This is a genomic window from Thermaerobacter litoralis (assembly GCF_054654595.1).
In genome coordinates, this window is the sequence record NZ_BAAIES010000006.1 from 135,427 (window position 1) to 161,194 (window position 25,768).

General features: G+C 70.7%; 13 protein-coding genes and 2 pseudogenes. 4 read left to right on the forward strand and 11 right to left on the reverse strand.

Going from position 1 to position 25,768, the window contains the following annotated elements; translation table 11 throughout:
- Positions 1–102 precede the first annotated feature (102 nt).
- Positions 103–2,019, reverse strand: a complete 1,917-nt coding sequence (locus ACYQ02_RS04875) for an O-antigen ligase family protein (protein WP_460039319.1) — start codon at positions 2,017–2,019, stop codon at positions 103–105.
- A 3-nt stretch (positions 2,020–2,022) separates the two neighbouring features.
- Positions 2,023–3,294, reverse strand: coding sequence for a glycosyltransferase family 4 protein (locus ACYQ02_RS04880; protein WP_460039405.1), 1,272 nt, complete (start codon positions 3,292–3,294; stop codon positions 2,023–2,025).
- A gap of 402 nt (positions 3,295–3,696) precedes the next feature.
- On the opposite strand from ACYQ02_RS04880, the gene ACYQ02_RS04885 reads away from it, so the two are divergent.
- Together ACYQ02_RS04885 and ACYQ02_RS04890 are read left to right on the forward strand one after the other, a co-directional pair.
- Entirely contained in the window at positions 3,697–5,100 is a 1,404-nt protein-coding gene (locus tag ACYQ02_RS04885) for a transposase (protein ID WP_460039320.1), read from the forward strand.
- Between the two features lie 408 nt (positions 5,101–5,508).
- The gene (locus ACYQ02_RS04890) at positions 5,509–6,090 is read left to right on the forward strand and encodes an ATP-binding protein (RefSeq protein WP_460039321.1); all 582 of its coding nucleotides are present in this window, start codon (positions 5,509–5,511) and stop codon (positions 6,088–6,090) included.
- A gap of 150 nt (positions 6,091–6,240) precedes the next feature.
- On the opposite strand, the gene ACYQ02_RS04895 is transcribed toward ACYQ02_RS04890, so the two are convergent.
- From ACYQ02_RS04895 to ACYQ02_RS04935, 9 genes and pseudogenes are all read right to left on the reverse strand, one after another.
- A complete protein-coding gene (locus ACYQ02_RS04895) occupies positions 6,241–6,444 on the reverse strand; it encodes a transposase (RefSeq protein WP_460039322.1) in 204 nt (67 codons plus the stop codon).
- A gap of 220 nt (positions 6,445–6,664) precedes the next feature.
- A pseudogene (locus ACYQ02_RS04900) lies at positions 6,665–7,288 on the reverse strand (transposase); the annotation flags it as partial.
- A 17-nt stretch (positions 7,289–7,305) separates the two neighbouring features.
- Positions 7,306–7,698 (reverse strand): transposase, encoded by a 393-nt coding sequence (locus ACYQ02_RS04905; protein ID WP_460039323.1) that lies wholly within the window; start codon positions 7,696–7,698, stop codon positions 7,306–7,308.
- A gap of 188 nt (positions 7,699–7,886) precedes the next feature.
- Positions 7,887–9,107 (reverse strand): annotated as a pseudogene (locus ACYQ02_RS04910) (IS1634 family transposase); the annotation flags it as partial.
- Between the two features lie 396 nt (positions 9,108–9,503).
- A complete protein-coding gene (locus tag ACYQ02_RS04915; RefSeq protein ID WP_460039324.1) occupies positions 9,504–11,426 on the reverse strand; it encodes a SpoIID/LytB domain-containing protein in 1,923 nt (640 codons plus the stop codon).
- Between the two features lie 868 nt (positions 11,427–12,294).
- Entirely contained in the window at positions 12,295–13,164 is an 870-nt protein-coding gene (locus tag ACYQ02_RS04920; RefSeq protein WP_460039325.1) for a WecB/TagA/CpsF family glycosyltransferase, read from the reverse strand.
- Positions 13,165–13,240: 76 nt separating this feature from the next.
- Positions 13,241–14,434 (reverse strand): glycosyltransferase, encoded by a 1,194-nt coding sequence (locus ACYQ02_RS04925; protein WP_460039326.1) that lies wholly within the window; start codon positions 14,432–14,434, stop codon positions 13,241–13,243.
- Positions 14,435–14,479: 45 nt separating this feature from the next.
- Positions 14,480–15,997, reverse strand: coding sequence for a nucleotide sugar dehydrogenase (locus ACYQ02_RS04930; RefSeq protein WP_460039327.1), 1,518 nt, complete (start codon positions 15,995–15,997; stop codon positions 14,480–14,482).
- Positions 15,998–16,151: 154 nt separating this feature from the next.
- Entirely contained in the window at positions 16,152–17,651 is a 1,500-nt protein-coding gene (locus tag ACYQ02_RS04935; protein WP_460039328.1) for an MFS transporter, read from the reverse strand.
- A gap of 175 nt (positions 17,652–17,826) precedes the next feature.
- Between ACYQ02_RS04935 and ACYQ02_RS04940 the strand changes: the two genes are divergently transcribed.
- Positions 17,827–19,860 carry a spore coat protein gene (locus ACYQ02_RS04940; protein WP_460039329.1) on the forward strand — a complete coding sequence of 678 codons (2,034 nt, stop codon included), beginning with the start codon at positions 17,827–17,829 and terminating at the stop codon, positions 19,858–19,860.
- A gap of 760 nt (positions 19,861–20,620) precedes the next feature.
- Entirely contained in the window at positions 20,621–25,678 is a 5,058-nt protein-coding gene (locus tag ACYQ02_RS04945) for a glutamate synthase-related protein (protein ID WP_460039406.1), read from the forward strand.
- The last annotated feature ends 90 nt before the right edge of the window (positions 25,679–25,768 follow it).

Below are 25,768 nucleotides of genomic sequence, written 5' to 3' on the forward strand. Positions count from 1 at the left end.
GCAAAGGCGAGATGCCAACGTGCGATGCCAACGCGTCGTGCCCGGGCCCGGCTGGACCGCACCGAGGGCGCGCCTGCGGGCGATCCGCTTCCGGTTCGGGTTTCAGGCCCCCGGCGCCCGCTCCCGCTGCCGCTGCAGCATCCAGGCCGCCCCCAGGACGAGCCAGTACACGGCCGCAAGGGGCTGATTCTCCCAGGAATTCTGACCCAACCCAAAGCTTACCATAGCGACCACCACGGCGGTGACCGCCGCCCCCAGCAGCCGGTCGACCCCCACGGCCCGATAGGCCAGGGCCAGGGTGGCCAGGATGATGGCGCCCAGGCCCAGCAGCCCCAGGCCCCCGAGCTCCATGGCCGTGCGCACGTACTGGTTGTCGGCGTAGGCGTAATCGGGCATCTGGTAGCGCTCGCGGATCTCCGGGTCGGGCCGCAGGGCGCCCGCGCCGCCCACCCGGCCCGGCCCCACGCCGAAGACCGGGTGATCCCGCAGCATGGCCATGGCATAGCGCACCATGGCCAGCCGGCCCGAGGCGCGGCTCAGCTCCACGGTCTCCTCGTCGAAGGTCTCCCGGATGCGCTGGATCTGCAGGCCGCGGGTGGCGCTGGCGCCGCCGTCCTCCCCCCGGAAGAGGACGCTCCACACGGGCACGGGCAGCATGGTGGCGACCAGGGTGACGATCAAGGTGACCGCCAGCAGCGCCGCCGTCACCCGCAGGGGGATGACCCGGCGCGCCAGCCACCCGGCCGCCACCAGGGCCAGGGCCAGCGCCAGCCACCCCTGCCGGGAGTAGGTCAGGGCCAGGCCCACGATGAGCAGGAGGGCGATGGCCCAGGCGCCCCGGTCCCGCCGCCGCTCGGCCACGGCCGTCGCCCAGCGGGGCCAGTGGAGGATCAGGGCCAGCACCAGAAAGCAGCCCAGGGTGTTGGGGTTCTTCATCAGGCCGACGGCGCGGCCCACGTTGGAGCCCGTCAGGGTGGCGACCCACTTCCAGGGCCCGAACCAGCCGAAGAGCAGCACGCCGATGGTCTCCACCGCGGCCATGAAGACGCCCAGGCCGATCACCCAGCGCCAGAGCCCGTTCATCCATGCGCCGGACGAACCGGCCAGCGCCGCCACCCCCTGGGCGGTGGCGGCGTCCGCCGCGCCCGGCCCGGCGGCACCGGCACCCCGCGGGGGGCGGCCCGCAGCCTCCCCGAGGGCCGGGGCGCGCCGGGCCGAACGGTCCGCCCCGGCGGCCCGGCCCGCCGGGCCGGCTTCGCCCCGGTGGGCCTTCCGGTCCTTCCGGCCCGCCCGGTTCGTCCGGTTCGTCCGGTGACCGGCGCCGGCGGCGCGCCGCCCGCCAGCCGCGCCGGCTCCGGGCAAGGGCAGGGGCCCGTAGGCCGCCTCCCACGCCTCCACGGTGGCCGCGCCCAGCAGCAGGGTCGCCCAGAGGACCAGGCTGCGGATCCCCGTGGCCAGATCCATCAGCCCGCGCCCGTTGACCGCGGCCGAGAGAACCACGGCCAGCACCGCCAGGCCGATGGCGCCCAGCATCGCCCAGAGCAGCCGGTTCGTCCCGCCGCGCTGCGGCCAGAAGGCGGCCCGCAGGCCGGGGTCGACGGCCAGGGCCCCCACGGCCAGGGCTCCGAGCCCGGCGGAGGTCAGGTCGCTCAGCCACCGCAGCGGCGACCAGACGAAGTCCACCAGGAGGAAGCGGAAGGCCAGGTAGGGCACGGTGAAGAGCATCAGCAGGGCGATGAGCTGGACGGCGAGCCGGGCCGGTCCCCGGGGGCCGGCCAGGCCGGCGCGCAGGCCACCGCCGGGTCCCACGCGGCCCGCCCGCCCCTGGCCAGGCCCTGCGCCGGCCGGTTGCCCGCCGCGGGCACCCTTGCCGCCCGGCGCCTTCGCCGGCATCGCCCGGGCGGCCGGCCCGCCGCCAGGCCCCCCGCCGGCCCCGGTGGGGCGCCCGGGGTCCCGCCCCTGCCGGGGGTCAAGGCGGGGGTCCCTGCCGGCGGCGCTGGCGTGACGATGCTGGGCCATGGTTCACCTCTCCTCCCCAAAGTGGTCAAGCAATTCGACCCGCCCGCGGCCGGCCCCTGCGGACGGTCCCCCGATCTCCGGCTCCCGCCCCGCCGCGACCCGGTTCAGCAGGACCTCTTCATAGATGGTGACGAACCGGCGCGCCGCCGCCAGGTGGGAGTGGTGCTCGAGGACGTACCGCCGGGCCGCGGCGCCCAGCCGCGCCGCCTCTTCCGGGCGGGCCGCCAGGTCCGCCAGCGCGCGGGCCAGGGCCACCGCATCCCGGTCGGGCACCAGCCGCCCTGTCTCCCCGTCCCGGACGATCTCCCGCAGCCCGCCCACGGCCGAGGCCACCACCGGCTTGCCGAAGACCATGGCCTCCAGGGCGCTGATGGAGGTGGCCTCCTCCACCCCGGCCTCATGGACCGACGGGATCACCACGGCGTCGGCCGCGGCGAAGTAGGTGGGCATCAGCGGGTGGGGGCGCCCGCCTTCCAGCCGGCAATAGGGTTCGAGCCGGCCCCCTTCCACGGCCGCCCGCAGCTCGGCCCACTGGGGCCCGTGCCCCACCACCACCAGCAGCGGCGGTTCATCCCCGGGCCAGGGCACGCGCCCGTCCCGCACCGCCGCCATGGCCTGGACGGCGTAGGCCACGCCGTTCTTCGGCGTCAGCCGGCGCGGGCAGAGGATGACGAACCGGCCGGCGGGCAGGCCGAGGCGCCGCCGGGCCTCGCCGGGCGCGGGCGCGCGGTCCGGCCAGGTGCCGTCGACGAAGTTGGGGATCACCGTCACCCGGCCCGCGGCGCCCAGCTGCTCCGCGTGGCGCCGCAGGCGGGCGTCGACGGTGATCACGTGGGAGGCGCCGGCCAGGGCCTTCTTCTCCAGCTCCAGGTGCCAGCGCTCGGGCGGCGTCCCCGCCCGGATCCGCCGGGCCGCCACGTGCTCACCCGTGGCGTAGCCGTGGACGGTGTAGACGTAGGGCAGCCCGGCCCGCTGGGCCGCCACGGCGGCCATGGGGTCCTCCACGTTGAGGGCGTCGAGCCAGCCCGCCTCCCGCCGCAAGAGCCCCGCCACGAAGCGGGCGCGCATGGCGCTGCTCCAGGTGGTGCCCCAGCCCCGCCCCAGGCGGTTGAACAGCCACGACGGGCCGCGGGTGGCCGCCCACTGCCACGCGGGGAGGTCGTTGAAGGCCCGGATCCGGACCTCATGGCCCAGCTCGCGCAGGCCCCGGGCCAAAAGGTCCACATGGGTCGAGAGCCCGCCCTGGTGGGGGAACTGGTAGCTCGTCGCCAGCACGACCCGCAACCTTGCTCGCTCCCATTGCTGGCACAGTTGGCTATTTCCCACTTGGCCGCTCCGCAAAACCGTTGCCTGTGCAATCATTTTTTCATTTTCATGCTCACGAGGTCCTAGGTCAAGGCGCACATAGAAGAAACTACCATACTGAATCTGGCCTCTGCCCCAGGGTACCCGAGTTGTCGACATGGGGGCCGTGAAACGGGCGGCTCGCTACTGGACCTGCTGCGGACCAACACCGACCTCGACCCGGAGGCCGTGGTGTTAGCCTGTGAGAACCTCTGGCGGATCAAACGGCCCTTCCGAGCCTGTTTCACGAACCCAGTTATTGCCGCAGGATTGTGCCCACGCGGGGTTAAGTGAAGGTATCGGTTGGATTTCGCCATCGCCTGAGGTGTTCCTATGGCCTACCACTTCCGCCCGGTGAACCGCGACCAACTGTACCTGCTCCCACCGAGTCTCCGCGACTGGCTGCCCGAGGACCATCTGACCTGGTTTCTGATCGACGCGGTCGAGCAGAGGGACCTGCGAGCCTTTTACGAGAAGTACCGCGCCGACGGATGGGGCGGGGAGAGCTACGACCCCGCTATGATGGTCACGCTGTTGCTGTATGCCTATTGCGTCGGCGAGCGGTCCAGCCGGCGGATCGAGCGGCTGTGCATGCAGGATGTGGCCTTCCGGGTGATTGCCGCCAACCAGCCTCCCGATCACGCGACTATCGCCCGCTTCCGCCAGCGCCATGAGCGGGAGCTGGCCGAGCTTTTCACCCAGGTGCTGCGGCTGTGCCGCGCGGCGGGGCTCGGGACGGTGGGTGTGGTGACGCTGGACGGGACGAAAGTCAAGGCCAGCGCCCCGCTGGCGGCCAACCGCACCTACGAAGCGATTCGTGAGGAAGTCGAGAAGATGCTCCGGGAGGCGGAGGCGACCGATCGGGAAGAGGATGAGCGGTACGGCCCCGGCCGCCGGGGGGACGCGATGCCGGAAGAACTGCGTCGCCGCCAGAGCCGGCGGGAGCGGCTGAAGGCATGCAAGCGGCGGCTGGAGGACGAGGCGGCCCGGGAAGCGACCCAGCAGCAGGCCCGCATCGACGAACGGAAGGCGCAGGAGCAGGCGACCGGCAAGAAGCGGCGGGGGCGGAAGCCAAAGGCGCCGGATCCTTCGGTGGATCCAGCGGCGAAGGCCAACATCACGGATCCGGACAGCCGGATCATGAAGACCCGGCAGGGCTTTGTGCAAGGGTACAACGCTCAGGCGGTGGTGAGCGAAGACCAACTCATCGTGGCCGCGGCGGTGACGCAAGACGCCAACGACGTGAGCCAACTGCATCCGATGCTCCAGCAGGCGCAAGCCAAACTGCGGGCCGCGGGCGTGGACGAGCCCATCCGGGCCGTCGTGGCCGACGCGGGGTACTGGAGCGAGGCGAACGTGAGGCAGGCACCGAGCGAGGGACCGGAGCTGTTCCTGGCGACGAGCAAAGAGTGGAAGCAGCGCCGAGCCTGGAAGGACGACCCGCCTCCGCGGGGCCGGATCCCCATGGGGCTGAGCCTGCGGGAGCGGATGGAACGCAAGCTGCGGACCCGGCGAGGGCAGGCGATCTACGCGAAGCGCAGCCAGACCGTGGAGCCGGTGTTCGGGCAGATCAAGGCCGTGCGAGGGGCCGACCGGTTCCTGCGTCGGGGTCTGGCGGCGTGTGACAGCGAGTGGAAGCTGCTTTGCTTGACCCACAACTTGCTGAAGCTCTGGCGGAGGGTGAGGGAGCGATCCGCCACCTTGCCCTTTAGATGCACGGTGGCGGGGTTGGCATAGAAGGGGAACGACCGGGCCGTCAGCCTACATAGTCCTGACCGTCAGCCCATGAAGAATTGTCGAATCGACCCGGTACGTTCCCCTACTTCTGATTCGTCAGATTCGTCAGAGTCAGTGCAACAGGCTCTTCCGCACCCTCAAATCCGTCTAAGCGGTTAACATGCTGACCCACCTACGCCAGGCCCACGCCATCCTCCGGCTCGCGCAAACCGACGGCGCCGAGCGCCTCAACGCCACCTGCTAGGCGGCGATGGTCTTCGGCGACCCCCGCCAACGGACCGATAAGACCATCCTGGCCCGCGGCCTAGACCAGGCCCCTCTGCCCGATCCTCCGTCGCCGGCCAGGGCGGGCGCCTACCTGCGGGGCCAGGGCCCCTCACGTTCTCCACGGCCGGGAGGTGACCCAGTATGCAGGTCCATCACCTGGAACAGACGCTCAAGCGGCTCAAGCTCAGCGGCACCCTTGCCAACGTGGAGGCGCGGCCAGAGCAGGCCCAGCGCCAACAGCTCGGCAACCCGGAGTTCCTCACACTCCTGCTGGAGGACGAGGTGGCCCGGCGCGGGCAGAAGGCCCTGGCGCTCGGGGCCTCCCGGGCACGGTTCGAGGAGGTCAAGACGCTGGCCGATTTCGGCTTCAAGGCCAACCCCAAGATCCCGGCGGGGCAGATCCGCGACCTCGCCACGTTGCGCTTCCTGGAGCGCCAGGAGTCGGTGCTCATCTGTGGGCCGGTGGGCGTTGGCAAGTCGCACATCGCCCAGGCCTTGGGCTACGCCGCTTGCGAGAAAGGGTACCGTGTCCGCTACGTCAAGACACCCAGGCTCCTGGGGGACCTCGGCGGCGGCGGCGTCGACGGCAGCTACGAGCAGCGTTTCCGCGGCTACCTCGCACCCGACCTGCTGATCCTCGACGACTTCGGGCTCCAGGCCTTCTCCGCCCCGCAGTCCGAGGACCTCCACCAGCTGATCTGGGACCGCTACCTGCGGCGCTAGACCATCGGGTCTCCAACGAGAACTCTGAAAAAGCGGCGGAAAGCTGATCCCATGGGGCCGAAGATAGTTGCCAGAGGCTGGATGGTATGCGTGGCACTACAGGGGAGCGGATCTGCAGGGTTGCCGGGCTTTCTACGGGTGCCCGTCCGCTCAAGCGGCCGCCCGCTCCATGGTCCGAGACCTCTTCCTACGTCCACGTGCGTCTTGCAAGCGCCGAGCCATCTTCTTGGCGTTGAGCACCAGGCAGGTCAGCCGCACCTGAATCGCCGTCCGTTCCCGGCCTTGGTAACGGCTCCACCCGAGGCCGTGCCACTGCTTGGCCTCCCCAAAGGTGCGCTCGATGACCGTCCGCACCCGCAAGGCCCGTTTCAGCCCCCGCGGCCGGTTCGCTTTCCGTGCCCGGATGCCAGTACAACACTTTCCGCGTCTGGCTCCGGCTCAGACAACGCCCCGCCCGCGGGCAGCCGCGGCAGGCTCGCTCCGAAAAGTACACCAGCCACCCCCCGCGCTGGTGCGGGCTCTGGCCGATGGAGCGGTGGCCCTCGGGACAGATCCACTGCCGGCGGCGCTTGTCGTACGTGAACCCTTGCTTCGGAAGCCTTTGCCTTTGCGTCCGCTGGGGGATGTACGGGCGGATGCCCTGCCGAACGAGATCCGGCCTCAGGCCACTGGCGTCATAGGCCTTGTCAGCCACCATCCGCCGCGGCCGGAGGCCCTGGACGCGCGCTTGTTCCACCAGCGCCGGCGCCCCTTCGAGGTCGCTCGCGTTCCCCGCTGTCACCGCCGCCGCCAGCACGAAGCCGGTCTCATCCGTCGCCAGGTGCATCTTGTAGCCGAAAAAAGGTTTCTCCCGGCGCTGGTGCCCCCAACGCGCCTCCGGGTCGGCATAGCTCGCCACCCGTTCGTCCTTCAGCACCTGCTCCACTTGCTTCCGCACGCGCCGGACCGCCGGCGCCCGGGCGGCGGTCCGGGACGTAATCGCCGCCAACAAGGCCTCCGTCCCTTCCTGTTCTGCCTGCAGCAGTTGATCCTGATCTTCGCAAGTCTCGTCCGGCACCGGCTCGGCCAGCGCCTCCAGTTCCTTCGCCACCTGCGGCGCCGCCTGCCGAACGGCCTGGACCAGCCTCTGCCGCCCCTCGCGCAAAAGCTGCAGCCGGCTGCAGACGGCCGCGTGGGCCACCACCGGGCTGGAGTCCATCACCAGCCAGCGGCCTCTCAGGCACCCCTTCGCCCGCGCCTGGTCCACCAGCCGGTGCAACAGCCGCTGCCACCGTGCCTCCCCAACCGCTGCCGAAACCGCACCAGCGTCGTGTCGTCGGGAATCGCATCCTCCCAGCCAAGGCGGCAGAAGTAGCGATAGAGGACGTTGTAGCGAAGCTGCTGGCAGACCTGCACGTCCGACAGGTTGGCCCACACGGCCAGGAAGAGGACGCGCACCAGCTGCTCCGGCGGATACGAAGGCCGGCCTTGATCGGCGCTGTACAGATCGGCCGTTTCTTCCTCGACGAACGAGAAATCGACGGCCCGGTCGATGTCCAGGAGGGGATGTTCCGCGGGCAGCATGTGCCCAAAGAGGATCTCATCGAAGAAGTTCCGCCGTCGATCCAACCTTCCCAGCATGGTGCATCGGCCCCGGTTTCGGTACCGTCTCCATATGGGGATTCTTCGCTTTGCGTCCTGGCCGTCCTTGCCGAAAAAGCCAAGGGTTTTTTCAGACTCGAGTTTGACACCGTGATCCTTGAGAACCCTTGAAACACAAGGCTTTCTTGGGCACACGGGGGCCGCGTACCACTACACTACCCGGCAGGGGTCGTCTCGGGACGTGGCATCGGCTGCACCCGCGCCGGCGGCCGCAGACCGACGGCCTTGAAGGCCTCGTAGGCTTGGCCCACCAGCTCGGTCCGGGTGAGGTAGGCCTCGCCGTCCAGCTCCACGGCCACGGCGTGCAGCTGAGCGAGATCGTGGAGCACGTCCTCGGAGCTCGCCTCGGGGTTTTGCTGGCGGAGCTTGCGCAACAACAGGCTCTCCAGGACCAGCGCCAGGAAACAGACCATGACGTGCCCCCGGACCCGCCGCTCCGTCCAGTGGAACATGGGCCGCAAGTCCAGGGCGGACTTGAGGGTGCGGAAGGCACGCTCGACCCGCCAGAGGTCCTGGTAGGCCCGCACCACGGCCTCCGGGTCGAGGTTGGTGTTGGTGCGGAGCAGGTACTTCCCATCGTAGCGGGCCGCCCGCTTCACGGCATCGGTGTCGACCACCAACGCGCCCTGGGGCAGGGCCTTGAGGTAACGGGCCACGAGGCGGTTGCGCAGCAGCTGCTTGGCCTCCCCGCGCTCGATCCGCTGCTTCAGGTGCGCGAGGGCCGCCTCCCGGGCCTGGCGGTCGTGCTCAGCCTGGAGGGGGTTGTAGCAGAGGATGTAGCGTTGGCCTTGGTGGATCACCTGCTTGATCTGGAGCCGGTCGTTCACCTTGCGATACCGTCCCGGCTGGCTTAAGACCGCCTCGGCCGCCCGGTGCCGACGCAGGGGCATGCCGACGATGTACTCCATCCCGGCCTCTTCAATGGCCCGCAGGATCTGGCGACTGACCATGCCCCGGTCGGCGACGAAGATCACCCGGCGCAGGTGAAAGCGCCGCTGGAGGGCATCCAGCACGGTTTCCACGGTCGCCTTGTCCGCAGTATCGCCCGGGGAAGACCTCGTGGGCGATGGGGTAGCCGTCCCGGGTTATGAGCACACCCACCACCAGCTGGGGCCGGTCCGGGCGCTCGTAGCCGTAGGCGGCCAGGCCCTCGGGTCCGCGGCCTTCGAAGTAGCTAGATGTGCGTCCCACATCACCACGTCGACATCGGTCCACAACAGGTCGTGAGCCCGGGCAAAGACGCGATTTTCGATGGTCTCCTTGTGCTTGGCCAGCACATCCAAGGCCCGGTAGTAGTGGTACAACTCGAGCTCTTCCGCCTCGGGCCGGTAGACGCACTGCAGCCAATGGCGCACTGTGCCGCGCTTGGAGCAGGGGTAGTGGAGCTGTCTTTGTTCTTGAAGGTCTTCCGGCGGACGAAAATGGCACAACATCATAGTATGACCGTGCTTACTACATAAGTGTTTCACGAATACACGGGGCACTACACTTTTGACCCAAAACAGCCGCCGCCCCATGGAAACCCCTTGGTTCATGCGGGTTCTTGGGGCGGCGTGGCACCAAGAAGGACTGTTAACTGTCAAACCCGAGCATAAACCACTCGCCTTCTCTCCGCCCGAATTCTCTTCGCAATATCACCTATACAATTTGATAACCTTCTTATCCTCTGAAGGTGAATGAATGTGCCTCGAATTTGGTGGCCGCCTCGTATATCAAATTGTCGACGCGCCGCATGTGAATGATGACCTCCCCCTATAGATTTAGTACACTCCTTACAAAGATGGCGAGGAGTAGACATATTTCAACCCGTACCTCAACCATTGTTCCGCAAATCGTCGTGCTTGCTCATAAGTCGAAACCCGTCCAGATCTGACCCAAAACCCATTCAATTCGGGGTGCGGTGCAACGTACATTTTGTAGCCCGTGAGCTTGGACAGTCGGGCTGCGGCATCGGCCGCATCATCCTGACTTTGGAATAAACCTCCTCCAACATAGTACACCAACTCAACCTTATAAACACCATCCGGTCCTAAAACGTATTTCAAGCCGAGCGGCGACCACTTCGCCGCAAATTCCTTTGCTTTTTCAAAGGCGGTGATCCTTCCGGAACGAACCCAAAACCCGGAACTTGATGGATGGGGTGCAGTATAGATTTTGTAACCAGTTAATCTAGTAAACTTCTGTGCAGCAACATTAGCTTCATCCTCCGACATATATAGTCCGCCTCCAACGTAAAACCAATCTACTTCGGGCTCATCTTCACCGTATATGTTAGAAATTTGAGTACCCGGGTAATAAAATGCAAGGATTTCTTCATACGACTGCCCTTGCCGCGCCCTATAGTACGCACCCCACTGACTCATACCGACGCCATGGCCATACCGTCTTGTTCCAATAAGGTGATAAGAATCGACGTCTTCTTTAATCTCTTGAAGGTTGACCAATGAAGACCGTAAATATGGCTCCAGAACGTTATCAATGAACGTTTCTCGTTGTAATTTTACTCCCATTCGAACATAAGCGGATGAAACATATCCGTAGTTAATTCCATTGGAATCGCCATAGGCAATTTTATACCAGCCTGTTTCCTCACCAAGAATTACGATGGTTTTACCTTTAGCCAACGAAGCCAACTTTTTCCCGTTTGGCTTATCGCGTACATTTAAAGGCTTTTCTTTGGTGTCCACCATACCGACTTTCGCTTGTACGTTCGGTTCCTCTCTTAGAATTAGGGTGACATTAATATCAATGGTTCCATCAGTGTTTAAATTAACGTTATCAAATGATATAATTCGGATGTCGTAATTAGGAGCAACAAGCTTCTTCAAATATGTCACAAAGTTTCTATCTACCTCTACCAAGTGATCCCAAGAAGAGGTTTCGTCGACGCGCTTTATCTGGAATTTGTTTAGCTGGATGCTCCATTCCAAACCGGGATCATAAGGATCTTTCCTGGCAATAAAATATGGAAGCGGATCTCCACCCCATACAGCGGAATTGGACTCGGTTTGTCCACCGTTATAAGCAGAATATAGAGCTTCAATCAACTTCCCTTTATAGGTAAGTACCTGCCCTCGTGTCTGATCTACAGCTTGGTCACTCTTGATGAGACCATTCTTGTATCCGCCATACACCTGAAATCGATCACTATCGTCGATAACTTTTCCAATTAGCCTTAATGCATACGTTCTTGCGGCGACAGCTTGGGCCTTCAGAGCCTCTATGGGCCAGTTAGGATACATTTCTTCCGGTACTACTCCCTTAATATATTCTTCAAGCGGAACTAAATTGACCGGTCTTATATGGCCATTTTCTATTTCGAATATAATTGTGCCAATATACGATCTTCCATTAATGGATATTATGCCAGAATCCTTTGCCGGTGTAGCCCTAAACGAGGTTGCCACTGCAATAATATTTTGCCCTTTCTTTAAATTGAGATTCTTGCCATCATCATCAATTTTTATTTCGTATTCAGTTCCTGGGCTAAGGTCGATATTATTGTTAATTTGGTACGGAACAGAAACTGTTATTCTAACAGCAGGTTTATTTCCAAGAAAATGTTTCAATTTGACAGAGACAATTGGTTCGTTAGACGCCGCTTTTACTACAGTTTGAAAGCACAGCAGGATAGGGATCACTGCAGTGAAAACCTTAACAAATATGCTAACCAGCCCTCCATGCGATTTTGTCATGACCACTCCTCCTCAGTTCGTTATGCAAATTTTTCTGAAAGGCTGCTTCCACCTGACGTCGACCTACCGGGCCTGCTCCACAGCGCCAAGCAGGGTTCAGTAAACGTCGTCAAAGGGTGGCCGGCGACCACAGTGGACGGTGCCGCCGCGGTTAGGGTCGACCACGATCCCCGTCGAGCCAGGTGGTCAGGTACTCCCTCCCACCGGACTGGTACGGCCGCCTGGCGGTCGGACCTTAAACCAGCTGCTCCACTTGGCGCGCAAGGTGACCACCAAATCTAAATCCCAGGGGGATGCGGTGGGATCACCCAGAGTTCCGGCGAGAGTCGCGCCACTGGTACCGCTGCGAGTATCGCGGCTGTCTCCGTATTGGTACGGGTGCTGCCCGGGTTCCCTACCCTCCTCTCCGTCCTGGGTGTGGGCCGGGATCCGTTCCCCTTTCACCAACCCTTGCGCTACGGCCCCCTTCGGACCGACGGCAGTCGCGCCGTCCGCCGCCTCCGGCGCATCGCCGCCGTCCGACAAGGAGCGGGGTGCTTCCCCGCAACCCCCTGTGAAACCCCATGGGAATGGCTCCGGTCCCATCCTCTCCCCTCACCTCCGCACGAACCAACCCCAGCCGGGCGGGGTCCGGTGTCACAACTTGGACAGATTTGTCACATGGTTGGGTTGGTTCGTCCCCGGCACGGCATGTCCTGCCCGCGTTGGGTCCCAATTCCGCCGGGAGGAGGTGGTAATCGGTGGAACCGGGTTGGAAGGGGCCGGACGATGGCGCCCGGCGGCGGAAGGCGGCGATAAGATGGGATCGCTGGGCGGAGGCGACAGGATGACCGGATTTCGGAAGCGACCGGATTGCGGAGGCGACGGCTCACCGGCCGGGCGGCCGGGCCGCCGATGTGGGATGGCCCGCCGATCGGGACGAACCTGCCGCACCCGCCGAACCCGACGATCCTGCCGGTCCCGGGGGCCCCGAACCGCCGGGCCGCTGGGAACCGGCGCCCCGCCGGCGGGCCGCCCGCAGCACCATGGCAACGAAGCGGGCGTTGTCGACCACCACGCGGCGCCAGCGCTTGCGGGGTTCCAGCATCATCCGGTAGACGCCCTCCAGCCCGGCCTGCTGGATCCAGCGGGGCGCCCGGCGGGCCATGCCGGCCAGCACGTCGAAGCCGCCCCCCACCCCCTGGGCGTAGAGGACACCGGTCTTGGCGAACCACCGCTCGAGGAACCGCTCCTGGCGGGGGCTGCCCAGGGCGACGAAGAGCATGGTCGCCCCGCTGGCCCGCACCCGCTCCGCCACCGCCCCCTCCTCGTCGGGGCGGAAGTAGCCGTGGTGGGTGCCGGCCACTTGGAGGCCCGGCCAGCGGCGGGCGGCCTCGGCGGCGGCCCGTTCCACCACCTCGGGGCGGGCACCCAGCAGGAAGACCGGCCAGCCGTGGCGGGCGGCCTCGGGCAACAGGGCCATCATCAGGTCGACCCCGGGCACCCGCTCGGGCACCCGCAGGCCGAAGCGGCGGGCGGCCCAGAGGGGGCCGGCGCCGTCGGGGCTGACCAGGTGGGCCCGGCGGATGAAGGCCCGCAGCAGGGGATCCTCCGCCGCCCGCACGTACTTGGCGGCGTTCATGGAGACCTGCAGGGTGGGTTCGCCCCGGCGAACCCGCTCGACGATGGTCTGCACCGTCTCGTCGAAGGTCAGGGCATCCAGGGGCAGTCCCAGCAGTTCGATGCGCAGGGAAGGCACCCTCCCTCAGGACGAAAGCTCGCGTCAGCGTCACGATGACTTCGGCCCCGCGATTCGCCGGCCCCAAGGTCCGCCCCTACGGCGCCTCCTGCCCCCGCCCCGCCCCACCGGGGCCCGTGGCCTGGCCCAGGGACCGGTACAGCACCACCAGCTCCGCCGCCTGGCGCCAGCGGTCGTGGCGGGCGGCCAGGGTGGGCCCGTAGCGCCGGGCCCGCTCGCGGAAGCGGGGTTCGTCCAGCACCCGGCGGATGGCGCCGGCCAGGGCGGTGACGTCGCCCGGGGGCACCAGCAGGCCGTAGTCGCCGTCCTGGACGATCTCCGGGATGCCCCCCGTCCGGCTCGCCACCACGGGGGTCCCGCAGGCCAGGGCCTCCAGGACCACCAGCCCCAGTCCCTCCTCCAGGGACGGCAGGACGAAGACGTCGGCGGCGGCCATGGCGGCGGCCACCTGCTCGGGCGGCTGGGGGCCGGCAAAGGTGACGTGCGCGCCGATCCCCAGGGCCGCGGCCCGGGCCTCCAGGAGCTCCCGGTAGGCCGGGTCCACCGCGGGCCCCACCAGCAACAGGTGCCCGCTCCCCCGCCGCTCCCGCACCCGGGCGAAGGCCTGCACCAGGGCATCGACGCCCTTCAAGGGGATCAGGTTCCCGGCGTACACCACCAGAGGCCGGTCGCCGTAACGGGCGCGGACCGCCTCGGCCCCCGGCGCGTCCGGATGGAAGACCCGGGTGTCGATGCCGGCGCTCTGCACGGTGATGCGGCCGGGCGGCACGCCGAACCGCTCCACCACCCGGTCCCGGAGGAACCGGCTGACGGCGATGACGTGGTCGGCGCCCCGCAGCACCCGGCCCACGGCGCCCGCCAGCCGCGGGTAGCGGTCGGGCAGGACCAGCACGTCGGAACCGTGGACCGTCACCACCAGGGGCCGGCGGGCCCAGCGGCGGAACCAGAGCCCCACCACCCCGCTGGGGACGGCGTAGTGGGCGTGGACAGCGTCGTAGCGGCGCGGCAGCCGGGCCAGCCCGCGCAGGGCCCAGGCGGCGTAGGCCAGCCGGCCCCGCCAGCCCCGGCCACGGCGGGGCATGGCCAGCACGTCCACCTGGGCCCCGGCGGCCCGCAGCGCCTCCACCTGGCCCCGGACGAACAGGCCGAAGGCCGGTTCGTCCGCGTTGGGATACATGTTGGTGATGACCAGGACCCGCAGGGGCCGGGGCGCCTCGCCCGAACCGGCAGGGGGCGGCGCCGGGGTCCCGGGGCGGTCGTCGGGCTCCACGTCGGTTCCTCCGCTTCCGGTGTTCCGGTGGCCACCGCCGGGCCGTCAGCGGCTGGCCCGGGCGGGGTCGCCGGGGCCCCCGGCCGGGTCCACGGCGGGGCCCACGGCTGGGTCCACGGCGGGGCCCACCGCCGCGGCGGCGTGGGGCCCCAGGCCGTCCTGGACGAGCCCGTTCTTCCCGTCCCCCAGCACGAAGACCTCGAAGCCCGCGGCCCGCCAGCGGTCATGGTCCAGGTGGTTGCGGGTGTCCAGCAGCACCGGCTGGGCCACCAGGGGCCGCAGGGCCTGGGGGTCGATCTCCCGGAACCGGTCGTGGTCGGTGACCAGCACCAGGATGTGGGCGCCGCGGGCCGTCTCCTCCAGGGTCGCGTTGGGCAGGGCGCCCCGGCGGACCAGGGGATCGTAGGCGGCCACGTCGAAGCCGCGGCTCTTGAGGATGCGGGCCAGCACGTAGGCCGGCGACTCGCGGCTGTCGTCGGAGTTGCCCTTGTAGGCCAGGCCCAGCAGGCCCACCTTGATGGTGCCCGCGGCCGCCCCGGTGGACGTCCCAGCCAGGGCGTCACCGGCCCGGCCCGCCGCGGCGCCGGTGGCGGCACCCGCCGCGGTGCCGTTGGCCGCCCCCGCCGGGTCCACGGCCGGGCCCACGGGCAGGCGCCCGCCCAGCAGGCGCCCCACGGTGAGCTGCTCGACCCGCTCCGCCACCACCACGGGCATGCGGTCGTTGGTCGTCCGGGCCTGGCGGATCAGGGCGGTGGCCAGGGGCGCCCGTTCCACGATGAACCAGGGGTCGACGGCGATGCAGTGGCCGCCCACCCCGGGCCCCGGCCGGTGGATGTTGACCCGCGGGTGCAGGTTGGCCAGCTCGATGGCCTCCCACACGTTGACCCCGACCCGCTCCGCCGCCATGGCGAACTCGTTGGCCAGGGCGATGTTGACATCCCGGTAGGTGTTCTCCATCAGCTTGACCAGCTCGGCGGTGGTGGGGTCGGTGATCCGGATCTCGCCCCGGACGAAGGTGGCGTACAGGGCCCGGGCCCGCTCGGCGGCGCGGGGCGAGTCGGCCCCGATCAGCCGCGGGTTGCCCGGCAGCTCGATCAGGATCCGGCCGGGCAGCACCCGCTCGGGCGAGAAGACGTAGTCCAGCCCCGGCACCCGGCTCTCGATGATGGGACGAACCAGCCGGTTCAGCGTGCCCGGCGGCACCGTGGACTCCAGGATGACCATCTGGCCCGGCCGGGCCACCTGGGCCACGGCCTCGGCCGCCTTGCGCACGGCGGTCAGGTCGGCCCCGCCCGTCTCCCGGTCCAGGGGCGTGGGCACGGTGATGATGTAGACGTCCCGGCTCTCCAGCCGCTGGGTCACCCGGAAGCGGCCCGTCGCCCGGACCTCCTTCAGGAGCTCGGGCAGGCCGGGTTCTTCCACCGGGCACTGGCCGGCTTCCAGGGCGGCCACCAGCTCGGGGTTGATGTCGACCCCCAGCACGTCGACGCCGGCGCCGGCGAAGAGCAGCGCCGTGGGCAGCCCCACGTACCCCAGGCCGACGACGGCAACCTTCTCGGGCATGGGATCGTCCTCCCTGGGCATCGGGTTGCGGCGGCGCGGCTGGGCGGCGCGGCGCCCGGTGGCCGGTCGCCCGCTGCCCGCGCCAGAACGTCCGCACGGTCCAAACCTTATTAATTCCTTGCACACGGGCGAGCCGCGGGCAAGGGGTCGGCCCTCAGTGGCCGTCGCCCGCCGGGGTGTCCGCCTCGCCGCTCCGCACCCGCAGGAGGCACCAGGTCCCCAGCGCCAGGAACGCCACCCCGACCGGGAAGAAGGCGGCCCACCCCAGCCCGTCCACCAGGGCGCCGTAGACGGGCGGGGAGATCAGGCCCGCCACGGCGATGGCCAGGTTCCACAGCCCGGTGTAGGTGCCCAGGGTGCCCGGCGGCGCCAGGTTGACCAGGATCGGGTAGGAGTTGGTCATCAGCAGCGCCCAGCACACCCCGGCAAAGCCGAAGAGGCCCGGGAGCAGGGCCGCGGGCGGGTTGGCGGCGAGAGCCAGGAAGGCCGCCAGGATGCCCGTGCTGCCGATCCGCGTCGCCCGCAACCGGCCGATCCGGTCGCCCAGCACGCCCGCGGGGATGGACAGCAGGATGAAGGGCCCGGCGAAGTAGCCCAGCATGTAGGTGGCCTCCACCTGGCTCAGGCCCAGGGCCTCGGTGCCGAAGCGGGTGAACATGTTCTGGGCGCCGTTGACGGCGGCCACCCAGGCCAGGGCCGCCAGCAGCAGCCAGAAGGCGCGGCGGTCGGGGGCGCGGGCCACGGCCTTGAGGGCGACCAGCAGGTGGCCCCGCTGGGCCAGGGCGTCGGAGGAACCCGCCGCGCCGGCCGGTTCGTCCCCCTCGATCCCCGCGTAGCGGGCCAGCCGGCGCTCGGGGATCGCCAGGGCGACCAGGGCCAGGGAGGCCAGGACGACCACGGCCGCCTGGTCGAAGGGCAGGGTGCGGGCGCGGTCGAAGCTGGGCGAGAGCACGAAGATGGCGAGCATCGCCCCCACTCCGCCCATCAGCAGGATGATGCCGTTGGCCCGGGCCCGTTTCTCCGGCGGGGTGACGTCGGGCATCAGGGCGGTGGCGGGGCTGGAGTAGATGCTGATGCCCACGTTCATGAGGACGGTCGCCAAAAGCAGCGAGCCCAGGCCGGTCTCCCGGGGGATCAGCCACAGCCCCAGGGCCGTCACGGGCACGCCTATATATAGGAAAGGCATTCGCCGGCCCAGCGGGGTCGCGACCCGGTCGCTGAGGGCGCCGAAATAGGGCTGGACCGTCGCGGCGGCGATGTTGTCCAGGGTCATGATCACGCCGATCAGGAAGTTGCTGGCCAGGTACTGGCCGTAGAGGTTGGGCAGGTAGGCGTTGTACAGGGTCCAGACCACCTGGATGCCCAGGTAGCCGGTGCCCAGGATCAGGATCCGCCACCAGCCGGCCCAGGGTTCGCCGGGCGGGCCAGCGGCCCCTCCACCTGCCAACGCTTCACCGGCGACCCCTCCACCGGCCTCCCCCCTGCGACCGGCCTCGCCACCGGCCGCCCCGTCGCGGCCGGAGCCTCCGCCGGCCGCCCCACGACCGCCGGCCCCTCCGCCGCTGCCGGCCTCCCCCCAGGCCGGCCCGCCGGCGCCGGCCCCTCCACGGGCCGCCCCGCCGGCCGGTCGACCGCTTCTCCACAGGGCGCTCACGGGACCCTCTCCCCTCCTGGACCTGGAACGATGATGGGACTATTTCCCCGGCAATGCGCCCGTTCCCCCTGGGTTCCAGAAACTGCTATCCTAACCGTTCGCGGCCGCGAACAGGCTTCCTCTTGAGTGGCATCATGTCGCGCCGCCGGGGAGCGGCGGGCAAGGAGGGGGAAGGGTGCAGCGCACGGTCCACGAGGTCCTGGAACTGCGGGACCTGATCGTCGCCTGTGACGCGGTGGCGAACAAGCTGCTCCATGCCGCCAGCACGGCCCGCGACGCCGACGTGGTCCAGATGCTGGGGGCCCACGAGCGGACCTTCCGCCAGCAGTGTCACCAGCTGAAGCAGGCCCTGGCGGGCGAGGGCGGGCTGTACGGGCTGGGGGCCTCCTGGGACGGTGGAACCGGCGCCGCCGCGCCAGGCGCCGGCCTGGCGGGCACGGCCATCGGCGCGGGCGGCCCGCTGGCGCCGGGTGGGCCCGGCGGGTTGGCCGGACCGGGCGGCCGGCCCGGGGACGGCTGGGGGCCCAGCATGGGGCCCGGTGTGGTGCCGGCCCACGGTCCGGGGGCCGGCGCGGCGACCGGCCGGGGTCCGGCCTGGGGCACCGGTCCGGCGGGCGCGGCCGGGACCGGGTGGAGCCCCGGGGCAGCGGGTCCGGCCGGTGCGGCCGGGGCCGGCTGGGGTGCGGGGGCGGCGGGTGGAACCGCCGGCGCCGGGACCGGATGGGGCCCCGGAGCGCCCGGTGCAGCGGGGGCCGGGTGGAACCCGTCTCCCGCCGGCCGGGGCGGGCCCGTCCATCCCGCCGAGGCCGGCGGGGCGCCGGGGTACCCGCCCACCGGTCCGGGGACCTATAGTTACCGGCCGTCGGCGGCGGCCCAGGACCACCGCTACCCGGCGGGCGCCGGCGCCGAGGGCCGGGGAGCCGCGGCACCGGGCGGCCACCCCGGCGGCCCGGCCCGGGCCGGCGATCCCGCCGGCGACGGCTGGCGGCCCATCCGCGGGGGCAGCCCGGAACTGGGCCCCCGGGGCGATGGTGCCGACGCCACCCGGGACGCCCTGCGCCACCGGCCGGAGCTGGTGGGCTGGGAGCCGGGCGCGGGCAACAACGAGGGCTGGCAAGCCGGCGCCCGGCGGGAGCCAGCGGGCCTGGAGGCCCGCTGGGAGGGCGGCCTGGGCACGGCTGGCCCGGCCGGCGCCGGACGGGCCGGAGCCCTGGACCGGGCCGCCTACTGGCGGGCCGGGCTGGCCGGCGCCCGGGAGCCGGAGGTAGCAGGGTACGGGGCGGTGGCTGGCAGCAGCCGCATGGAGGCCGCCGCGGAGTGGCGGCGGGCCGAGGAAGGCCCGGCGGCCCGGGCCGGGGCGGCGCGGGGCATGGCTGCCCGGGCCGGCCGTCCCGGCGGCGGGGACCTGTCCGCCCAGGCCAGCGGCCGGGAGGCGGTCCGGCCGGAGGGCGCGCCCGGCGCCGAGGCCTTCACCGCCGTGCGCCCGGTCGGCTATGGGCCGGGGGCCGCAGCCCAGGTGGCCGGCAGCCCCGTGCCGGTGGCTGAGGCCGGTCCCGGCTTCCGCGGCCACTGGACCGCCCAGGGCGGGCCCGAAGGCGGCCCCGGGACCAGCGGCATCCGCTTCGACTCGCCCCGGGTGGGCTTCGGTCCCGAGTGGGCGCCCAACCCCTGGACGGGCCCCGCGGCCGGTTCGCGGCCGGGGACGGGCCTGCAGGGCGACGCCTTCGGCCGGGGCGGCGCCCCCCAGACGGCCGGGTACACCGCCCCGGCGTCCGCCTGGCGGCCCGAAGCGGCCCAAAGCGGTCCCGTGGAAGCGGGCGCCGTCCGGCTGGCCGACCCCGACGCCCTGGCCATCGCCGACTGCCTGCAGGATTGCAAGCACATGGCCCTGCGGATGATGGTGGCGGCGACGGAGGCGGCGGACCGGCACCTGCGGCGGACCCTGTACCAGATGGCCGGCCAGCACCTGGAGATGGCGGGCCAGCACTACGAGTGGCTGCGCCGGCGCGGTCTCTACACCGTGCCCCCCGCCCCGGCCGATCTGGTCCGTCACCTGGAGGACGACGTCCGGCGCATGGAGCAGGCCCTCAAGGTCCTGCCGGCGACCGAGGGCGCCGCCACCGGGGCTGCGGCCGTCAACACCAGCCTGGCCGGCTACCCCTCCGGCGGCCTGAAGGGCGCCTTCGGCGGCCAGCAGATCCGCAACTAGCCGGCGACCCGCCCGCAGAGCAAGCGGGCCGGGAGGCGGGCCGGGAAGGAACCGGCCGTCCCACCGGGGGACCGGGCACCCCGGGCGGCGGCCGGGTTCCTCCCGGTCCGTGTCTTTTCGCGCCCCTGGCCCGCCAAGCCTCGGCCGGCGGCCGTGTGATCACCCGTGCGACGGCAACCGTTGGCACCCTTCTGGCGCCCTGCATGCCGTTCACCGGCCTGGAATGCCACTCATCCCGCCCGGGCGACCGCTGGCCGGCACGGGGCAACTCTTCCACCACTTGGCGGGGCCCTTTGCAAGTTGACCATCATAAACTTTCTTAACGATCCCTTGACGGGGTTCCCGCACCCCGTATAATCATGCCTAAATATGCGCTGCCAATCTCCACCGAACGAACTGTTGCGCAGACCTGTCCCAAGTTCGCAAGCCTATAGCACAGACCATCACCGCCTGTCCGGTCGAAACGTGCGCGAAAACCTGAACGATTGACCACACCCGCTGCGCCGGGTTCATACAATGGACTGCATAACCGGCCGCCACCGGCGAGGAACGCAGCCGCCCTGGGGCCGGTTCTTCCGCAGGAACACGAATGGGCGACTTGCACAGGGGCGGTCCGCGAGCCGGCCCCACCCGGCCCACCTGGACCGGCCGGCCCGGCCGGCCAGCGGGCCCCGCCGGCTCAGCCGGCCCCGCCGGCCCCGCCGGCCCGCCCATGACCCGGCGCCGCCCATCACCGCCGCCAAAGGAGGGAGATCCCGTGATGCAGCGCACCCACCTGGACCCCCAGCAGCCCTGGAATCCCCCCGGTGGCCGCGGGAACCGCCTGCCCGAACACGACGCCTGCGGGGTGGGCTTCGTCGCCACCCTCTCGGGACGGCCCGATCCGGCCCTGGTGCGGCTGGGGCTCGAGGCCCTGCACCGCCTGCGCCACCGCGGCGGGGTGGCCGCCGACGGCATCACCGGCGACGGCGCCGGCGTCATGACCGAGATCCCCCGGCGCCTTCTGGTCCGGGAGCTGGCGGCCCAGGGGGTGCGCCTGCCGGCGGGAGACCTCTTCGCCGTGGCGGCGTGCTTCTTCCCCGCCGAGGAAGAGGCGGCCGCCCGGGCCCAGGCGCTTTTGGCGGAATGCTGCCGGGAGCAGGGGCTCGACCTGGTGGCCTGGCGCCCGGTGCCCGTGGATCCCGGCGTGCTGGGCCCCATCGCCGCGGCGAGCCGGCCCTCCATCTGGCACGCGGTGATCGTGCCGGGGCCGCGGCTGAACCCCGGTCTCCCCTTCGACCGGGCCCTCTACCTGGCCCGGCGGGCCTTCGAGCGCCGGGCGGCCGCGTTCGTCCCGGGCGGGGAGCCGGGCGGCCCGGCCGCGGCCGCGGGCCACGGGGAGCCGGGCGGCTCGGCCGCGCCCGCGGGCCACGGGGATCAAGGCGATCCGGCCGCTGCCACGGGCCAAGGAATCCCGGCGGGCCGGGCCCGGCCCTACATCGCCTCCATGTCGTCCCGGACCGTGGTGTACAAGGGGCTCCTGCGGGCCGGGGACCTGGACCGGTTCTACCTGGACCTGCAGGACCCGGACTTCGCCACCCGGTTCGTCCTCTTCCACCAGCGCTACAGCACCAACACCACGCCCACCTGGGAGCGGGCCCAGCCCTTCCGGCTGCTGGGGCACAACGGGGAGATCAACACCCTTCAAGGCAACGTCAACGGCATCGCCGCCCGGGAGCCGTGGCTGGCCGTGCCCGGCTGGCCCGAGCTCACGCCCGGCGCCGTGGCCCCGGTGATCGACCCGTCGGGGTCCGACTCGGCCATGCTGGACAACGTGCTGGAGCTCCTCGTGCTGGCCGGCCGCGACGCCCGCCACGCCCTGATGATGCTGGTCCCCGAGGCGTGGGAGAAGGTGGCGGACCTCCCTCCCGTCCTGCGGGACTTCTACCGGTTCCACGCCTGCCTGACCGAGCCGTGGGACGGCCCCGCGGCCCTGGTCTTCAGCGACGGGCGCTGGGTGGGTGCCCGCCTGGACCGCAACGGGCTGCGGCCGATGCGCTACACGGTGCTCAAGAGCGGCATCGTGGTGGCCGCCTCCGAAGTGGGGGTGCTGGACGCGGATCCGGCCGACGTGGACGAACGGGGCAAGCTGGGGCCGGGCCAGATCATCGCCGTCGACCTGATCACCGGCCGGTTCCTCCGGGATGAGGAGGTCAAGGCGGAGGTGGCCACCCGCCGCCCCTACGGCCGCTGGGCCGAGGCCATCGTCACGGGGCCGCCGGCCACCGCCGGAACGCCCGGGAGCCAGGCGGGCGCCGGGACCGGGGACGAACCGGCCGCGGCCGGCGGGCCGCCGGGCGGCACCGCCGCCACGGCGGGGACGGGCGCGCCGGCGAGCCCGGCTCCCACCCTCCCCCTGGCCGCCTTCGGCTGGACCCGGGAGGAGCTGACGGTGATCGTCCGGCCCATGGTGGAGACGGGCAAGGAGCCCGACGGGTCCATGGGCGACGACACGCCCCACGCCGTCCTCTCCCTGGTCCACCGGCCGGTCCACCACTACTTCCGGCAGCGGTTCGCCCAGGTGACGAACCCGCCCATCGACCACCTGCGGGAGGAGCTGGTCTTCTCCCTGACCGTGCGGCTGGGCCGCCACCCCAACCTCCTGGTGGAGGACCCCTCCCAGGCCCGGGTGATCGAGCTGCCGGGGCCCGTCCTGACCGGGGCCCAGATGGCCTGGCTGCGGCAGGTGGCGTCCGGGGCCCCCGGCGGCGCCGGGTTCCGGGTGGCCGAGCTGCCCATGCGGTTCCCCGCCACCGGCCCGGACGCCCTGCAGCCGGCCCTGGAGGACCTCTGCCGCCAGGCCGAGGCGGCCGTGGACGCCGGTTCGTCCATCCTGGTCCTGACCGACCGCGGCGTCGGGCCGGGCCACGCCCCGATCCCGGCCCTGCTGGCGACCAGCGCCGTCCACCACCACCTGCTGCGGGCGGGCAAGCGGGCCCTGGCGTCCATCGTGGTGGAGAGTGGCGAGCCGCGGGACGTCCACCACTTCGCCACCCTGGTGGGCTACGGGGCATCGGCCGTCCACCCCTACCTGGCGCTGGCCGTGGCCCGGGAGATGGCCGGCGACGAGGGGGTCCTCCGGTTCATCCAGGCGGTGGAGGGCGGCCTCAAGAAGGTCATGTCGAAGATGGGCATCTCCACCCTGGACGCCTACCAGGGCGCCCAGATCTTCGAGGCCATCGGGCTCGATCCGGCGGTGGTGGAGCGGTACTTCACCGGTACGCCCTGCGCCGTGGGCGGCAACGGGCTGCGGGAGCTGGCGGAGGACGTCCTCTACTGGCACCGCCAGGCCTACCCGGTCCCGCCTGCGGCGGCCCATGGCCCGGAGCGGGTGGAACCGGCAGCGGCGGAGGGGAACGGCCATGCCGCGGGGGCCGGCGCGCGGGCCGGTGGGAGGACGGACGAACCGGCGGCGGGGGCGGGCGGAGGCTCGCTCGCTGCGGCGGGGCCCGCGGGCCCTGCCGGCGCTGGGGACGACAAGCCCGCCGAGCCAGGTCGACCGGGCCGGTCCGCCGGCCCAAGCGGCACCACCGAGCTCACCGCCACCGCCGCCGACGGGTACGGGTTCTTCAAGTTCAAGAAGGACGGCGAGCTCCACGAGTTTAGCCCCGAGGTGGTCCGGGCCCTGCACGAGGCGGTGCGGGCGGCGGCCAAGCCCCGCCCGGGGGTGCTGGACGGCGACTTCCTCGCCACCTACGAGCACTACCGCCGCTTCAGCCGGCTCGTCCACGACCGGCCGCCGAGCCAGCTCCGGGACCTCCTGGACTTCCGCTCCGACCGGCCGCCGGTTCCCCTGGACGAGGTGGAGCCGGTGGAGACCATCGTCCGCCGCTTCTCCACCGGGGCCATGTCGGTGGGCGCCCTCTCCCCCGAGGCCCACGAGAACCTGGCCGTGGCGATGAACCGGCTGGGCGCCCGCTCCAACTCCGGCGAGGGCGGCGAGGACCCCGCCCGCTACGGGACCGAGCGCAATAGCGCCGTCAAGCAGGTGGCCTCGGGCCGCTTCGGCGTCACGCCGGCCTACCTGGCCTCGGCGGTGGAACTGCAGATCAAGATGGCCCAGGGCTCCAAGCCCGGCGAGGGCGGCCAGATCCCCGGGCACAAGGTGACGGAGCTGATCGCCCGGCTGCGCCACACGGTGCCGGGGGTGCCCCTGATCTCGCCGCCGCCGCACCACGACATCTACTCCATCGAAGACCTGGCCCAGCTGATCTACGACCTCAAGCAGGCCAACCCCGAGGCGCTGGTCTCCGTCAAGCTGGTGGCCGAAACGGGGGTCGGGATCATCGCCGCCGGGGTCGCCAAGGGGTACGCGGACATCGTGGTGATCAGCGGGCACAGCGGCGGCACCGGCTCGTCGCCCCTGAGCTCCATCAAGCACGCGGGCCTGCCCTGGGAACTGGGCCTGGCCGAGACCCAGGCGATGCTGGTGGCCACGGGCCTGCGCGGCCGGGTGACGGTGCGGGTGGACGGGGGCCTGAAAACCGGGCGGGACGTGCTGGTGGCGGCCTTGCTCGGGGCCGACGAGTACTCCTTTGGCACCTCGGCCCTGGTCGCCGAGGGCTGCGTCATGGCCCGGGCCTGCCACACCAACACCTGCCCCGTCGGCATCGCCACCCAGGCCGAGCGGCTGCGGCAGCGGTTCCCCGGCACGCCGGAGCACGTGATGAACTACTTCCTCTACATGGCCCAGGAGGTGCGGGAGCTGCTGGCCCAGCTGGGCTACCGCTCCCTGGATGAGGTGATCGGGCGGGCGGACCTGCTGGTCCAGAAGCCGCCGTCCCTGCCCCGGGCGGAGCGGGTCGATCTCGGCCGGCTCCTGGTGCCGGCGGCGCCGGTCGAAGAGGGCTCGGCCGGTGGGGCCGGTGGCGCGTCTCCCCTGCCCACCCTTCCCCTGCGCCGCTTACAGCTGCGCAACCCCCTGCCGGAGGAGGACAACCTCGGCCGGCGCATCGCTGCGGAGCTCGAGCCCTACATCCAGCGGCGGCGGCCCGTGCGGCGCAGCTACACCATCCGCAACACGGACCGGACCGTGGGGGCCACGGTGGCCTGGGCCATCGCCCGGCGCTACGGCGACCAGGGCCTGCCCCCCGGGACGATCCAGCTGGCCTTCCGCGGCACCGCCGGCCAGTCCTTCGGCGCCTGCTGCATCGCCGGCCTGCACCTGGAGCTGACCGGTGCGGCCAACGACTACGTGGGCAAGGGCATGGCGGGGGGCGAGATCGTCATCCGGCCCGAGCCCGGCGCGCCCACCGACCCGGCCCGGAACGTGCTGGCCGGCAACACGGTGCTCTACGGCGCCACCGGCGGGACCCTGCTCTGCGCCGGGGCGGCCGGCGAGCGGCTGGCGGTGCGCAATAGCGGCGCCGTGGCGGTGGTGGAGGGCGCCGGCGACCACGCCTGCGAGTACATGACGGGCGGGACGGTGGTGATCCTGGGGGCCACGGGCCGGAACCTGGGCGCCGGCATGACCGGCGGCACGGCCTTCGTCTACGATCCCCAGGGGGCCCTGGCGGTGCGCCACCACGCGCCGTCGGTGGAGCTCTACCGCCTGCCCGACGTGCCCAGCCCCGCGGCCCAGGAGGCCGCCCGGGAGACCCTCTACGGGCTGCTGGTCCTCCACGCCCGGCGGACGGGGAGCCCCCGGGCCCGGGACCTGCTGGCCCACTGGGAGCGGGTCCTCCCCCACTTCTGGTGGGTGATCCCGCGGGCATCCCGGGAGCGCATCCTGGCGGAGACGGCGTCGGTCCTGCCGGCGGTGGCGGCGGGCCTGGACTGAGGTCGCGGCCACGTCCCGCCCGCCGCCCCAACCCCGGACATGGCCCCGGCCCTGCGACGGGCGACCCCTGGTCTGCAACGGGTGGCTCCG